The sequence below is a fragment of the Methylocystis sp. SB2 genome, from assembly GCF_049817085.1.
Taxonomy (GTDB): domain Bacteria; phylum Pseudomonadota; class Alphaproteobacteria; order Rhizobiales; family Beijerinckiaceae; genus Methylocystis; species Methylocystis rosea.
The window spans coordinates 2,160,712-2,175,280 of record NZ_CP187401.1; the positions used below are offsets into that span (position 1 = coordinate 2,160,712).

A 14,569-nucleotide genomic window follows, 5' to 3' on the forward strand; every position below is an offset into this window, starting at 1 on the left:
GGGAGAATACAGGCGCAGCTTCCAACTGCCGAGCAATATCGCTGTCGCGCGCGGGAGAACCGATGGAGCGCGGCGCGCGCGCCGCTAGCGCAATTTGATCGTCAGATCCGTGCCGTCGTTTCCGGTCTCGCCGCTGACGGGCTGGTCCGAGATAATGAGCGACGCCCCAGTCCATAGCCGCTCCGCGATCCGGTCGCGTACGTCTTTCGGGATGTCGACGCGCTCCAGCGCCTCGGATGGGCTCGCGCTCGCAGGGCGCCAATCCCAGGATATGTCGGCTTTGGCGTCGGCCGACGCCACATTCTTCCTGCGCTCGGTCTGCGCTTCCGGCATCGACAGGACCGACCATTTGAGCGAGCTTCCGTCGTCCTTGGCCGCCGTCGCAACATAAAGATGCGAGCCGAGCGGCGCGTCCGGATCGCGGATCTCGATTGGCGCGTCGAAAAGCGGCGACAGGCCCTGGCGAACATAGATCCGCCGATCCTTCTTGCTGATCAGCACCGAGACGGGGTTTACGCGCCGCTCGGCTTCTCTTTGAGCGGTTGCGGCGGCGACGGCGGTCGTTTTCGCCTCATCCAAACGCCGTTCCGCGTCGGCCAGATCCGAGTCCCCGGCGATGACGGCCGCGCTCGCCTGTTCGAGCTTTGCCGTGGCTTCCGCCAACGCGGAGCTGGCGTTCGTCTGAATCAGCAGCGCCGCGTCCTCAGCGAAAAGAGCTTCGCCATAGGCTCTCGTCAGACGGTCGGCTCTGGCTTTGGCCTGCTCGTCGCCCGCCGACGCGCTGCGCTCCGCCGTTACGGCCGGCTCCTGCTGGCTGGCGACTGCGGCCTTAGCAGCGTCATAGGAGGCCGCAGCCGCGTCCGCTTTGACGTGGGCCAAGGCCTGCGCGGCCTTTGCGGCGCGGAGCTCGACCGCGGCGCGCGCGGCCTCTTTCTGCTTGATGACCACTTCAGCGGACAAAGCCTTGATCGCCTTGCTGGCGGCGGCGGCGTCAGCCTGGGCCTTGGCCTTGAGTCGCTGGGCATATTGATGCGGGTTTACCGTCAGGCGTTCGGCGACGGCGGCCGGGCTTGAGGGGACCGACGATGCCTGTTTGTCTGCCGTGGTTCCGGGTTTGGGCTGCTCCGCATCCTGCTCGGTCTTCGACGCGGCGTCGGCGGAGTCCGGCTGCTGCGAGTCTGCAGCGGGCGCGGCTGTATCGGCCGAAGCAACCTCGGCGCCGGCTTCCGCCTTGGGCTGCTCGGCTTGTTGCTTGGAACTGGCGGCAGCGTCGGCCGCGGCGTTGGCTTGAGTGGCCGGCTGCTGCCCACTGGCCGCCGGCTGGTCGGTCGCGGCGAGGGGCTGCTTCTGTGGGTCTGCGGTCCTCGCGACAGTTTCGCCGGTCGCCTTGGGCTGCTCCGCCTGAGGCTGGGCGGGACGATCTGCGGCGACGTTGGGAGGCTGTTGAGAGTCGCCCCCTGGCGCGCCTTTTTCGGACGCGCGCATCATAGGCGCGGGCAGCAAGGGGTGTTCGAATTCGGCCGGAAACACGTCATGCGGCGTGATCACGACCCGCTCGCCGATTCTGGTCATGCCCCAGAGCTTCGCCGCGAACGCGGCGGGAAGCCGGATGCAGCCATGCGAGGCCGGATGTCCCGGCACGACTCCAAGATGCATGGCGATGCCGGACCAGGTGATCCGCTGCATGAACGGCATCGGCGCGCTTGAATAGATGTTGGATCGATGGAACCGTTCGCGGCCGATGATGGTGAAAATGCCTTTCGGCGTCGGATGTCCGGAAATGCCTGTCGAAATCGCCGAACGCGCGACCAGGCCGCTATGGTTGTAGATCGACACCTGCTGGTCGGCGATGGAGGCGACGACGAAGAGCGGCCGATCGAGCCGTGCTGACTCGGGCTTGGCGTCGAGCGAAGTCGCCGCGCCGCTTTTGTCGCTCGCTGGACGAGAGATCTTTTTTCGCGCGGCCGGGCGTTGCGGGCGAGTGATTCGCTCTGGCTCTGGAACCGCATTGATGAGAGGCTCGCGGTCGCCCCAGAAATAATAGCCCTGCGCGATGGCAGGCGTCCGCGCCAAGCCGAGCGTCGCGGCGGCGGTCACTGCCACCTTCGAAAAAAGCCGGGCGCGAGAGCGCGTTCGCAAGCGCATGTGCCGCTCCAAACTGCGGTTGAGCACCTTCGGTACTAAGGCGAATTTCTTATTTAAACGATAATGAATGGCTAATGCGTGGCCAAACAGCAACCAAGATCAAGATTCAATGCTTGAGCTTTGCTTCGCGCGCAGCGAAGAGGGGATTGTTTTAACTAGCCTTGGAGCGCCGCCGGGAGGAATCTCGCGATCGCCGCGAAGGCGGCGTCGGTCTCTTTCAACAGGCCAGGGAAGAAATAGAAGCCGTGCGGCATGGCCTCGCCAATGAAATGCGTGACCGCCACGCCCGCGGCCGTCAATCTCTCGGCAAAGGTGCGATTATCATCGACAAGCGGATCGGCGGTTCCGCTGACGAGCAACGTTCTCGGGTAGCCGTTCAAATCGCCAAGCGCCGGGCTCGCCCAGGGATTTCGCCACTGCTCGAGCTTCGTGAGATAGGCGCCGCGCGCAAATCCCATGAAGGAGGCGTCGATCACGACGCCGGTCGGCGCCAGCCGCTCGAAGGAGGGAAATTCTTCGAAGTGAAAATCCGTGACCGGACATAAAAGCACGGCCGCGAGAATGGATATGCGTTCCTCGCGCCCTCTGAGCGGCAACGCCGCCGCGAGATTGCCTCCGGCGGAATCGCCGCACACCAATATGCGCGATGCGTCGCCGCCGATGGCGGCGCCTCTGTCGCGCATCCAGCGCAGAACCGCCATGCAATCGTCGAGGCCGGCTGGAAAAGGCCATTCGGGCGCCCAGCGATAATTGACGCTGACCACGATGACGTTGTTTTCGGCGGCGATGCGGCTGGTGACATAGGCGGTGTCCTCGGATCGTCCGACGACAAAGCCGCCGCCATGCACATACAGCATCAGCGGTTTCGGGCCGTCGCCGGGCGGCGCATAACATTCGCAGCGGATCGGCCCAGCGTCCGAAGGAACGGCGAGCGTCGAAACCGAGACCTGCGGATAGAGCTGCGCGGCGCCCGGCGGCAGTTCCGCCGGGTCGATCGTCAGCCCCTCGCCTCTGTAACAGGCGCGCACGGGCGCCATCATCATGTCTCGCATCGCGACGGGCGCGCGCAGTTTCGACAGCAATCGATAGAAGGGCGCGGCTGGATCATCTTCAAAGATGCGGACGACTCCCGGTCCGTCCGCGCGCGCGTCGACAAAGTCGGACGGCGCGGCGCCGCGATTCTCAATGTCCCCCATCAACCTTGCTCCAAATCTTTGCGGCTTCGGGAATATCCTGCATCCACGACAATGTGAAAGACGCGGCCATCGCCGACCGTCGGCCTGAGCGCGATTTTTCAAGAACCGATGCGAACTCTGACGAAGCGTGCGGCAAATTGACAGGACGCAGCCGCGAGAACAATATCATCGCCTACCGTCTGCGGGGGCGAGTTCCATGACTGACAATGACGACGGCGCTGACCGTCGGCTTTCGCGCCGAGCTCTCTTGCTCGGCGCTTTCACGCTGCCTCTTGTCGTTTTGGAGCCGGAGCCGGCGTCCGCGCAGCTGGGTCTCATTGGCGCGATGCTTGGAGGGTTTCGCTTCCGATTTCATCGGCGCCATTCTGGCGGCTACCATCATTATCAGGCGCGCCGCCATTACGCGCGTCATCGCGGACGCGTACATGTCGCGAACCGTCACCGTCATGGCGGCGGAGGCGGCGGCGGTGGCGGAGGGGACAGCGGCGGCGGCGGGGGTGGCGGCGGCGGACAATTCAGCAAAGGCGGACTTTAACGTCGGCCGCGTCGCCGCTTGAGTCTCTGCAAGGCTTCGGCGGCGTCAGGGACGTCCTGCAGACTCGCCTTGTAATAGAGTTCTTCGGCCTTGCCGCGACTAACGTCCAGTCCTGCCAGGCCCTTCTCATAGGCTTCGCCGAGCCAATATTGCGCTCTGCCGTTGTTTTGCGCTTCCGCCTGCTCAAACCAACGCACCGCTTCGGCCGGGTCTTGCCTGCCGTCGGGCGTCATGCCGTCCTTGTACATAACGCCGAGCGACGCCTGCGCGTCGGCATAGCCTTGCATCGCGGATTTTTTGAACCAATTGAAGGCCTCCGAGAAATTCTGCCGGCCCGGCGCCTTCGCATAGAGAGTGGCGAGATGATACTGCGCCTCCTTATCGCCGGACTCCGCCAGTTTTTGCGCTATGGGGAAAGCGATGTCCCATCGGCTGCGATCCTTCATCGCCGCGCGCAGCTCGGAAATCGAAGCGCTCGAGTTTGAAGAGGATGGCTGGCGCCAATTGCAGCCCAACGGATCGTTCCGCGTCGCAAACTGCGAATTGCAGTCGCCGCCCCGAGCGATCGGCGCATCATTGACTCTGCTGATGGGGCGGTGGTCGCCGTCGCCTGGATCGATTCGGGTCTGGCGTTCGTCCCGTGCTGGCGCCGACGGCTCGATCAGCGCGAGAAAAGCCAATGTGGCGAGCGCCGCAGCCGCGATGCCGAGGGAAGCGCCTTGCGCCGCTGGGTGCAGCCGCTTGAAGCGGCGCACGAGCGTCGCGCTGCGACTTTTCGCGAGGGCGATAAGCTTCGTCGACATGCGCTCGGGCGTCGGCACGTCGCGCTCGGCCGTCGAATCCTGGACGAGATGTCCCGCGCTTCGAATAATGCTCGAGGCGTCGATGCGCAGCGCCGTGGCGCCAAGCGCGTCGCTGAAGGCGCGCATATTCGGGAAGCGTTGCTCCGGACGTTTCGACAGCGCCGTCATGATCGCCGATTCAATTTCCGGCGTGACGCCCGATATGCGCGGCACGAGCGGCGGCGCCTCGGCGTGGATCTGCGCCTGAGTGAGATCATATTCGGTCGCGCCGGAAAAGGGCGGCGCGCCGGCAAGCATCTCGTAAAGCACGACGGCCAACGAATAGAGATCGCTCCTCTCGTCGCCTTCGCCGCCGCGGCACTGCTCGGGCGACATGTAAAGCGGCGTGCCGACCGCCGTGCCGGCGCGCGTGAGACGCACGCTGCCGCGCACCCGCGCGATGCCGAAATCCATGATTTTGATTCGGCCGTCGTCGGCGACCATGAGGTTGGACGGCTTAATGTCGCGATGAATGACGCCCATCTGATGCGCATAGGCGAGTCCATCCGCCGCCTGCGCGATGATGGCGAGACTTTCCTTGACGCCAAGCGGCTTGCCGCGCTCCCTCAAGATCTCGTCGAGCGGCCGGCCGTTTACGAGCTCCATGACCATGTAAAGGTCGCTGCCCTGCAGCACCGGCGAATACAGCGTCGTGATGTTGGGGTGGTTGAGTTTGGCGAGACTCGTCGCTTCGGCGCGGAAACGTCCGACGAAGTCGGGGTCCTGCGTGAGCTCCGCGCGCAGGGATTTGATCGCGACTTCGCGCTCGAGGAAAGTGTCGAGCGCGGCATGCACCTTGCCCATCGCGCCGACGCCGAGCAGCTTGACGATGCGATAGTGTCCGATCATCTGCGGGTCGGTCATGCTCAACCCTCCGCGACGGCGTCGATCTTCGCCGTCAGGGCGCCCGTCGGCGGGTCCGCGATGTTAATGCGCTTCGTCGCCGCTTGATCGGCCGTCCGACCGGCGCCGTCGGCTTCCGCCACGAAGACGCCCACCGAAATATTGTCATGTCCGCCGCCGCGGCGTGCGGCGTCGATCAATAGCCGACAGGCCTCCGGCGGCGGGTTTTTTGAGACCACTTCGGCGATCCTTGCGTCGGAGACGAGATTGGTCAAACCGTCGGAGCACAAGATCACGATGTCGCCCTGTCGCAGCGGCAGGCCTTCCGTCCAGATTGTCGGCTCGACGTCGAGACGCGTGCCGAGCGCCTGCAGAATGACATTGCTTCCGGCGCCCTTGCCTGCGTCCTCCGGCGACATGACGCCGTCGCGCACCAATTGCGCGTGCAGCGTCTGATCGTCGGAAAGTTGGGTAAGCCGGCCGTCGCGCATCAGATAGGCGCGGCTGTCGCCGACATGCGCGAGCCACAGAAGACCGTCCCTGACGCCGAGCGCCGTGCAGGTCGTCCCCATGCCGGCGCAGTCAGGATGTTTGGCGGCGTAGTCGAAGATCGCTCGATTGGCGGCGTCAAAAGCGGCCCGCAGCGCCTCAGAAGCGATCTTGTCGAGCGAATAATAGACGCGCCGCACGACTTCGAGCGCGAGCGCGCTTGCCACTTCGCCGGCGGCGTGGCCGCCCATGCCGTCGGCGACAAGCGCCAGCGCACCATAATCGCATGTCTGCGAGGGGCCGGCGCCTGCGATGAAGGCGACGGAGTCTTCGTTGAGCTGCCTGACGCATCCGACATCCGTGCGGATGGCGCCTGCGATGCGCAACGGGTCTTCTGGCCGGTTCGCCGTCATGGAGGACGGACCCTTTGCTATTCGCGCTGCGCCTGGGTGAGTTCGGCGCCATATTTGATCGGAACCGCCATGGTCGCTTTGGTGTCGCCAACATTGCGGCTGTAAGTGAACAGACCAATGACCTTGCCGGAGGAGTTGAACACCGGCCCGCCGCTGTTGCCCGATCCGGTGGCGACGACGCTGAGCTGGTAAACGTCGCCCATGTCGCTGGCGAAGGTGCCGCCCTCCGTCGACTTCACGCCGCTCGCGGTCTTCGACACGATGCCTTCGGTGACGGTCGCCTCGGTGATCTTTTCGAGCTGGCTGCGGATGCGGCCGCGCTCTTCCGTTTGCCGCAGCACGAAATTCTCGACCGAGACGGCGGGATAGCCGAGCACGGTGATGTTCTCGCCGATCTCGACGGGAGCGTTGGGCGCCATATCCACCTTGGTCAAAGTCTGGGGCGAATCGATCTTGACGAGCGCTGCGTCGGCGTCCGCCGATGTCCTCACCAGGCTGGCGTTCACGCCCAAACGGCTGCCGTGAAACTTGACCTCGAGAACTTCGTTGCGGCCGACGAAAGACGCCTTGTTGTTGGAATTTGGATCAGGAGTGTTGCCCGCGAGCGCCGTCGTTGGATCGTCGGTCTTGAAAATGTAGCCGCCGGATTCTGGAATCCAATGGAAAACGTCGGAATAGGTCGAATCATAGAGATCGATGAGCTTCGGCTCCTTGATTTTGGCTTTGCGCTTCTTTCCCGATGAGACGACGACGTAATCGTAGAGGATGCCCTCCCTGCCGCCTTCGGCGCCATAGGCGACCTGCCAGCCGGCGGCGACATGCTTGTTGGTGAGAATATAACCCTGCTCGCTGATGACGAAGCCGCTGCCGGTGCCGCCGCCGCCGACCATGAGATTGGTGATGTGATCGTCTTCAAGGGTCAGCCAGCGCACGACGCCGAGATTGTTCGGCAGCTGCACATAGGCGGGATAGCGCCGGCCTTTGTAGTCGATCGTCTTATGCTGGATGGGCCTGCCGGTCTGCTTATCGTACAGCCGCCACATCATGCCGACTTGGACAGTCGCTTTCGCGTATTTGTCATAGATCTCGCGCGGCTTCATGCCGATCTTGAGGTTGACGTCGCCGGGGATGCGCGACAGCCTTTCATCGGTCTCGGTTTGAGCGAGCTTGTCTTCCGCGTCTCTTCGCTCGAGTTCGCGATGCTGAGCCCAGTAGAGCGCCGCGCCGCCGAGTACGAAGAAGGCGACCACCGCGGCGATCGCGCCGGTCATGTTTCGATTGGCCTTGCCGCGCTCTTCTCCGATAAGCCGCTGCACAGTTTCGTGGCCGATTCCGACCTTCTTCGGCGCTCCGCCGTCGGCGTTCGCTCCTGTCGCCGTGCTGGCGCCGGTCGCGGCGGCGTTCACAGCCGTCGAGGCGGCGGCTTCGGCGGTCTTGATGACGCGGGTCGCCGCTGTGTCCCCGACGCCGATCACCTTAGTTCTGGCGGCGAAACTTGCGGGCCGCGGCTGCACGTCGAAGGCGAATTTCGGACCTTTGGCGCCAAGTTCGATCGTGTCTTCGGGAAGAAGTTCGACCTCCCCGTTCACCCGCTCGCCATTGAGAAAAGTGCCATTGCTGCTGCCGGCGTCCGAGAGCTTGAAGGAGATATTGTCGCCTTCGCCCGTGATGCGGATGAGCGCATGTTTGCGGCTGACGACGCTGTCGCCGACAGGATCGAAAGCGATCTTCGACGTGGGATCGCGGCCGATAGTGAATTCGCGCGAGTCGCCGACGGGCAGCTGTTCGATCTGATTGGCTTTCGAGCCCGACAGATGTCGTATGATGATACGCTCGATTGGAATCGTCATTACTGCCCCCTGCGCCAAAAGCGCGCTCGTCTTCGCCTGTTTGAAAAAACGCGAATTGCCCCAATTTCGAGGATAGACCCGACGTTCCTCGGGTTGCAAGGCCGCTCGGCCATGGCTGCGGCAGGCGCGCGCGCGCGTTTCCTTTTCGGCGGCGATCAGCGGCTTAGACGTTAGCTGAGCGCTGCGTTATTTCTTCAACGATTTCTTGAGGCTAGTCGCGCGTCTTCTCGACCCGCGCGCGTCTGGGCGGTTTTTCGATCGCGCTCTTTCGCCGATGGAGGCTTTGAATATTTTTGCGGTTGGCTGGGCGTGCAGGCGTCCGACAACCGGCTCAATGTCTTGTCGGCATCGCTCGCAACATCTTGGGTACGTTTCGCATCGATGCCATTACGCCGATTGGCTCGCGGCCGCCTTAACCGAAGACTCCCGCCGGACGATGACCGGCGGGAGGCTTCAGTCGTTGGCTGCCTAGATCGCCTGCATGGCTTCGGGCTTGCCGCGCGCGCGCTTCGCCATCAGCCGGTTGAGCGCCGAGACATAGGCGCGCGCCGAAGCGACGAGCGTGTCGGGATCGGCGCCGCGGCCCGTCACCGACTTGCCGTTTTCGGAGAGGCGCACGGAGACTTCCGCCTGCGCGTCGGTGCCTTCGGTGACGGCGTGGACCTGGAACAGCTCCAGCGTGGCGTCATGCGGCGCGAGCGCCTTGATGGCGTTGAAGATGGCGTCGACGGGGCCGTTGCCGGTCGCCTGATGCGTCAGCTTCTGTCCGTCGACGTCGAGCGTGAGCGCCGCCGATTGCGGGCCATGCGTGCCGGCCATCACCATCAAGGCCTCGACCTTGATATGATCATGGGCGTTGACGATCTCGTCGTCGACCAGCGCCACCAGATCTTCGTCGTAAACGAATTTCTTGCGGTCGGCCAAATCCTTGAAGCGATTGAACGCGTCCAGCAGCGCGTTCTCGCCGAGGTCACAGCCGAGCTCCTTCAGCTTTTCGCGAAAGGCGTGGCGTCCCGAATGCTTGCCCATGACGAGCGAGGTCTTGGAGACCCCGACGCTTTCCGGCGTCATGATCTCATAGGTGTGCGCATTCTTGAGCATGCCGTCCTGATGGATGCCGCTCTCATGCGCGAATGCGTTCCGCCCGACGATCGCCTTGTTGTACTGCACCGGAAAGGACGTGACCGCCGAGACCAGCTTCGAGGCGCGCGTTAAGAGCTTGGCGTCGATATCGGTGAAGAACGGCAGCGCGTCGGCGCGCGTCTTCATCGACATCACGATTTCTTCGAGCGCCGCGTTGCCGGCGCGCTCGCCGATGCCGTTGATGGTGCATTCCACCTGCCGCGCGCCGCCGCGCACGCCGGCGAGCGAATTGGCGACCGCCAGCCCCAGATCGTCGTGACAGTGCACCGAGAAGATCGCCTTGTCGGAATTGGGCACCCGCTCGCGCACCGTGCGGAACAGCTGCTCATATTCCGTTGGGGTGATGTAGCCGACCGTATCTGGAATATTGATCGTGGTTGCGCCCGCCGTGATCGCGGCCTCCACGCAGCGGCAGAGAAAATCGAGCTCCGTTCGCGTGCCGTCTTCGGCCGACCATTCGACGTCGGCGACATGATTGCGCGCGCGCGTCACCGACGCGGAGACCATCTCCAAGACGCGCTCCGGCTCCAGCTGGAGCTTGTATTTCATATGCACCGGCGAGGTGGAGATGAAGGTGTGGATGCGCGGGCGCTTCGCCTCGCGCAGCGCTTCGGCGCAGCGGTCGATGTCCTTCTCGGACGCGCGCGCCAATCCTGCGACGGAGGCGTTCTTGACGCGCCGCGCCACTTCGCTGACGCTCTCGAAATCGCCGGGACTCGCGATCGGGAAGCCGGCCTCGATAATATCGACGCCCAATTGGTCGAGGAGATCCGCGACCTCGAGCTTCTCTTCCAGGGTCATCGAGGCGCCGGGCGATTGCTCGCCGTCGCGCAGGGTGGTGTCGAAAATCAGGACGCGCGCGTCATTATCTGCGACGGCGCCGGGCTGTGACGTGTTGCTCATCGGTTTTGAAATCCTGCTGTGCCGCGCCCGCTGAGGGGCTCTTGTCGTCTGACTGCATGACATGTCCCCTGAAGGCCTGGGCGCGAGCCCGTCGGGCGCTCAGGGGCGACTAAGAAGCAGCAGGCCGAAAAGCGGCAGGGAACGCGGCCGAGCGAATCCGTGTGCGCGCGCGGGCGTCACAGGGTCATTCGCAATGGCGGTTGCGTGGGGCAACGATCTCGTCCCGTTCCGGCGGCGTTAGCCGCAATCGCAGAAAGAATAGCGCAAGAAGGCCCCGCGCCGCAAGCGCCGCGTCGCCGCGCGCCATCTCGCGCCGCTTGCGAGCGTCATAAAGTGAAACAGGCAATGACGCCAAACGCCTAAGCGTCTCGGCGCGGAGAATTTTTACGACTGAAACGCTTATGGCTCTTGCCGAAACGAACCGATGGGACCTAACATCAAAGGCATGGTCAAAACCGCATTCTCCATCCGTCATGCACGTCCCGGAGACGCAGAGCAGATCACGCGCGTTCACGACGCCTCGTGGCGCTACGCCTATCGCGGCGTCATACCCGGCGCCGAGCTTGAGCGGATGATCGCTCGCCGCGGTCCCAACTGGTGGCATTCGGCCATCGTGCGCGGCACCGGTCTTCTCGTGCTCGACTTCGATGACGCTATCGTCGGCTACTCGACCTATGGGCGAAACCGCGTTCCGTCGATGCCGTATTCCGGCGAGATCTTTGAGATCTATTTGGCGCCTGAGCAGCAAGGGCTTGGCTTGGGTCGCCGGCTGTTCAACGCCACCCGGCGCGAACTCGCCGAGCACGGCTATCTCTCCACCATCGTCTGGGCGCTGGCCGACAATGAGAAGGCGCTCGCCTTTTATCGCAGCCTCGGCGGCCAGACGGTTCGCCGCGCCGAGGAGCGGTTCGGCTCGGACATGCTGACGCGCGTCGCGTTCGGCTTCGTTTCCGCCCCGGTGCGGTAAATCAAATTTGGCGACATAAACGCGAAGCACTGCGAAGATATGGACCGCGCAGCGCCGCGATCCACGCATGGTTTGTTGCGCGTCCTTCCTCAACGAAACCCAATACTGCGCCGGCTGTTTCGCTGCGCCGTCGATCTCAATCGGAGCACTTGAATGCGTCTCGACGCCATCCCCATCGGCGCGAACCCGCCGCACGAAGTCAATGTGATCGTCGAGGTGCCGCTTGGCGGCGAGCCGATCAAATATGAGCTCGACAAGGCCTCCGGCACGCTCTTCGTCGATCGGTTCCTGTATACGGCGATGCGCTATCCCGGCAATTACGGCTTCATTCCGCATACGCTTTCCGACGACGGCGATCCCTGCGACGTGCTCGTCGCCAACACCCGGCCTGTAGCGCCGGGCGCGGTTATCGCAGTCAGGCCAATCGGCGTGCTGCGCATGACGGACGAGGCTGGCGGCGACGAAAAGATCGTCGCCGTGCCGTCCGCGCGGCTCACGCAACGCTATGTCGACGTCGAGAATTACACCGACCTGCAGGAGATGACCTGGCGCCGGATTGAGCACTTCTTTGTGCATTATAAAGATCTCGAGCCGGGCAAATGGGCCAAAATCGCGGGCTGGGGCGACGCCGCCGAGGCGCGCGGGCTGATCAGCGAGGCGATCGAACGGGCGCGAGCGGCGAAGTAACCTAGCGAAGCGGCGGCGTGCGCGACACGACGCCCTTCTTGAAGCACGCCGGCCTGTCTTTCCAGGCGACGATGCCATTGTCCGTCGCGGCGAAGCTTTGCGCCGAATCGATCAGCTCGTCGACATGGACGCCGCCGTCGAGATCGCCGATCACATAAGTCCATTTGCCGCCGCCGGCGAAGGCGACCGTCGCCGGGCGCTTGCACACCGCGAGGCATTCCACCGGTTCGACGGCGATATCGAGATTGCGCTCCTCAAGCCGCGTGCGCAGCGCCTCCAACAAAAGCGCGCCGGGACGCATGTCGGCGTCGCCGCCGTCGCGGCAAGAGACGCAAACAAAGACGGTGACGCCCGGCGCAGCCATTTAGAACTCCTGTCTATGGACGCGCCTTCTCGGCCAAAGTCGCCCCAAAGACAAGTCGTGCCGGGGCGTAGCTTTTAGGGATTGAAGGCGCAGCGCGCGCCGCCGCCGGCCTTTTCCGCCACTTCATCGGCGTCGACGATGCAGTCGAGCCCGGTGAGCGCCGCATGCGAGGCGCCGGCGGCGCCGTCCAGGGCGACGCTATTCTCGATCAAGGTCGCATAGAGCTCATGCGCCTTGCGGCCGCGCAGTTCGATCTTCTTGGCGCCGAAGGTCAGCTCGCAGGCGCGTGACGTGATGTCGACATTGCCGGCGCGGCAGTCGATCGCATCCGCCTTGACCGCAATGCGCAGATCCTTGGCGTGCGGCGCGTCCGCCTTGCCGCTGAAGAACGCCGCAAGAAGCTTTTTATTGGGCGCGCTCGTCTGGGGCGACAATTCGCCGACGATCGCCGCAAGCGCGAGCGCATTGGAGCCGTTGCTCGCCCCCGCTTGAGCAGCCGCGGGCGCGATGATGGACAAAAAAAACAAGCCAACCGGTTTAATGGCGATCATGATGATTCCCCGACAAATGCATCTGCGCAATTGACCAAGAGCCGACGCCGAATTTGCGACGAAGGCGCGTTCAGTCGACGGCGAAGAACATATCCGCCATTTTCGTCACCGTGAATGCGCGTCTGAAAATTAGAGGCGCAGGCGGACCGTCGACCGCTCGATTATGTGGCGGCTCTTGTTGAACTGCGAAATTTTGGCCCGCACAGGGGGCTCAGCAGCCCTTACGGCGCTCCCACATTTGAAGCTGATTGACGCGGCTTTTCTCCCAACCGCTCAGCCGCCCGTAAGGTGGAAAACAGCCGGCTCCGAAGGCGGCCCGCCCCCGGTCGGTATTGAAGCAATGGCCGTTACGCGCGTATATCCGGTTGCGCGCGTACCAGAGATCCCCGCAAGACATGTAAGCCGGATCCTGCGCCGCCGCCGGGGTCGGCGCGACGACCCCCATCGATCCCGCGCCTATCGCGCCGATAAGGCTAAAAGCCGCGAAAATCTTTTGTGATTTCATAGGAATTCCCTCCGCTAATGGATGTTACGTACGATCCGCGCAGTTCTTTTCAATCGCTATGTTGCTATTTCTCTTCGTTGCCTGGCGATGTCGCGAAAAATTCGGGCCGGTATTCGAAATGCATCGTGTCGAAATGCCCCCATTTGCCGCCCCAGATGAACCCATGGCGTTCGAAAATCTCCACGATCTCGTAAGGAATTCGATTGCGGTAACCGCCTTTACGCCAGAGCCAATAATCAGAGAAGGCGGTGTTGAGATCAATCGCCGCGCCATAGGCGTGCATGCTGCGTTTGCCGGTGTCCTTCACAACGCGGCAATTGAAGGCGCCGGCGCTGGGATAAGCATGACGCTTAATGTCCTGTGGCAGACGATCAATTTCCGCGGCGACCGCGCGCAGCTTTTCGGCGACGCCATTGATCGTGGTGACTCGCACCTTGCCGGTGAACCAGGGAATATCGGCCAAATGCTTCTGCGTTTCGCGCTTGTCGCAATCCCCATACATTTTGTCGAAGAAGGCGGCGTTGCGGAAGCGGCCCGGATCGTCCTGCGGTCCGGGAGGCTTCGTCAGCGCGCCCTTAGGATAGGGAAGGCTCAACTGATCTAGGAGAGAGGCGTTTTTCAGTTTCTCGTCGAAGCTCTTGTCGGTCCTGCCGTCAGAGAGATTCTGTCTTGTTCCGTCACGGAATATGATCACGGCGTCGTCGCGACCGGCGATTTGATCTGGATAGGCGTGCGTCAACGCGTCGGGCGAAATCGCCTGCCCGTGAGCGGCGACGGAAAAGAAAAGCATCTCGACGCCCGCGAGGAGCAAGCCGATCATTAGAGCGCGGCTCGTGAAAAAAGCGAAATCCGGCCTTTCGCATCGAGCGCGCTCTAAGCTTTTGGAAGCGATCACGCTATTTGCATTTTGGCGATTCCGCCAAAATGCCGCGTGAGCTAGCATCGGCGCGATATTTTCATTCTTGTTGCCGTGAGAAGCCATACGCGCCGCCAATTTTCGCCGAACGCCAAACTTACCGACGCTTTCTTCGCGCCCGGCGGCGAGGGCCAAAGCATTTCCGCTCTGCGCACACGTCGACCGCCTCCGGCAAAGTCGGGGACGCCCTTACGTCTTATAGCGCGCCTCGCGCGAAAAT

Annotated in this window: 13 protein-coding genes; 3 read left to right on the plus strand and 10 right to left on the minus strand. The window is 63.2% G+C overall.

Going from position 1 to position 14,569, the window contains the following annotated elements; genetic code table 11:
* Positions 1 to 84: 84 nt before the first annotated feature.
* Entirely contained in the window at positions 85 to 2,097 is a 2,013-nt protein-coding gene (locus tag ACPS74_RS10585; protein WP_239753670.1) for a L,D-transpeptidase family protein, read from the minus strand.
* 203 nt (positions 2,098 to 2,300) lie between these two features.
* Positions 2,301 to 3,341, minus strand: a complete 1,041-nt coding sequence (locus ACPS74_RS10590; RefSeq protein ID WP_029652167.1) for an alpha/beta hydrolase — start codon at positions 3,339 to 3,341, stop codon at positions 2,301 to 2,303.
* A 206-nt stretch (positions 3,342 to 3,547) separates the two neighbouring features.
* Here ACPS74_RS10590 and ACPS74_RS10595 point away from each other — a divergent pair, with 206 nt between their 5' ends.
* Positions 3,548 to 3,898 (plus strand): hypothetical protein, encoded by a 351-nt coding sequence (locus ACPS74_RS10595; RefSeq protein WP_162231981.1) that lies wholly within the window; start codon positions 3,548 to 3,550, stop codon positions 3,896 to 3,898.
* Here ACPS74_RS10595 and ACPS74_RS10600 read toward each other — a convergent pair.
* From ACPS74_RS10600 to ACPS74_RS10615, 4 genes are all read right to left on the minus strand, one after another.
* Positions 3,873 to 5,582, minus strand: a complete 1,710-nt coding sequence (locus tag ACPS74_RS10600) for a serine/threonine-protein kinase (RefSeq protein WP_029652165.1) — start codon at positions 5,580 to 5,582, stop codon at positions 3,873 to 3,875. The two genes, ACPS74_RS10595 and ACPS74_RS10600, sit on opposite strands and share 26 nt — an antisense overlap.
* A gap of 2 nt (positions 5,583 to 5,584) precedes the next feature.
* Positions 5,585 to 6,463, minus strand: coding sequence for a PP2C family protein-serine/threonine phosphatase (locus ACPS74_RS10605; protein ID WP_029652164.1), 879 nt, complete (start codon positions 6,461 to 6,463; stop codon positions 5,585 to 5,587).
* A gap of 17 nt (positions 6,464 to 6,480) precedes the next feature.
* Positions 6,481 to 8,313, minus strand: coding sequence for a trypsin-like peptidase domain-containing protein (locus tag ACPS74_RS10610; protein WP_029652163.1), 1,833 nt, complete (start codon positions 8,311 to 8,313; stop codon positions 6,481 to 6,483).
* 468 nt (positions 8,314 to 8,781) lie between these two features.
* A complete protein-coding gene (locus tag ACPS74_RS10615; protein ID WP_239753668.1) occupies positions 8,782 to 10,359 on the minus strand; it encodes a 2-isopropylmalate synthase in 1,578 nt (525 codons plus the stop codon).
* 445 nt (positions 10,360 to 10,804) lie between these two features.
* Here ACPS74_RS10615 and ACPS74_RS10620 point away from each other — a divergent pair, with 445 nt between their 5' ends.
* Entirely contained in the window at positions 10,805 to 11,326 is a 522-nt protein-coding gene (locus tag ACPS74_RS10620) for a GNAT family N-acetyltransferase (protein ID WP_029652160.1), read from the plus strand.
* A gap of 153 nt (positions 11,327 to 11,479) precedes the next feature.
* Entirely contained in the window at positions 11,480 to 12,013 is a 534-nt protein-coding gene (gene ppa, locus ACPS74_RS10625) for an inorganic diphosphatase (RefSeq protein ID WP_029652159.1), read from the plus strand.
* Between the two features lies 1 nt (position 12,014).
* Here the strand turns inward: ppa and ACPS74_RS10630 are convergent, their stop codons facing one another.
* The 4 genes from ACPS74_RS10630 to ACPS74_RS10645 all read right to left on the minus strand — a co-directional run bounded on the left by ACPS74_RS10630 (position 12,015) and on the right by ACPS74_RS10645 (position 14,253).
* Complete coding sequence (locus tag ACPS74_RS10630; RefSeq protein WP_029652158.1) at positions 12,015 to 12,377, minus strand: DUF1636 family protein; 363 nt, start codon at positions 12,375 to 12,377, stop codon at positions 12,015 to 12,017.
* Between the two features lie 74 nt (positions 12,378 to 12,451).
* Entirely contained in the window at positions 12,452 to 12,928 is a 477-nt protein-coding gene (locus tag ACPS74_RS10635) for a hypothetical protein (RefSeq protein ID WP_029652157.1), read from the minus strand.
* A gap of 211 nt (positions 12,929 to 13,139) precedes the next feature.
* Positions 13,140 to 13,433, minus strand: coding sequence for a YARHG domain-containing protein (locus ACPS74_RS10640; protein ID WP_029652156.1), 294 nt, complete (start codon positions 13,431 to 13,433; stop codon positions 13,140 to 13,142).
* Between the two features lie 64 nt (positions 13,434 to 13,497).
* Positions 13,498 to 14,253, minus strand: a complete 756-nt coding sequence (locus ACPS74_RS10645; RefSeq protein WP_036242470.1) for a M15 family metallopeptidase — start codon at positions 14,251 to 14,253, stop codon at positions 13,498 to 13,500.
* Positions 14,254 to 14,569: the final 316 nt, after the last annotated feature.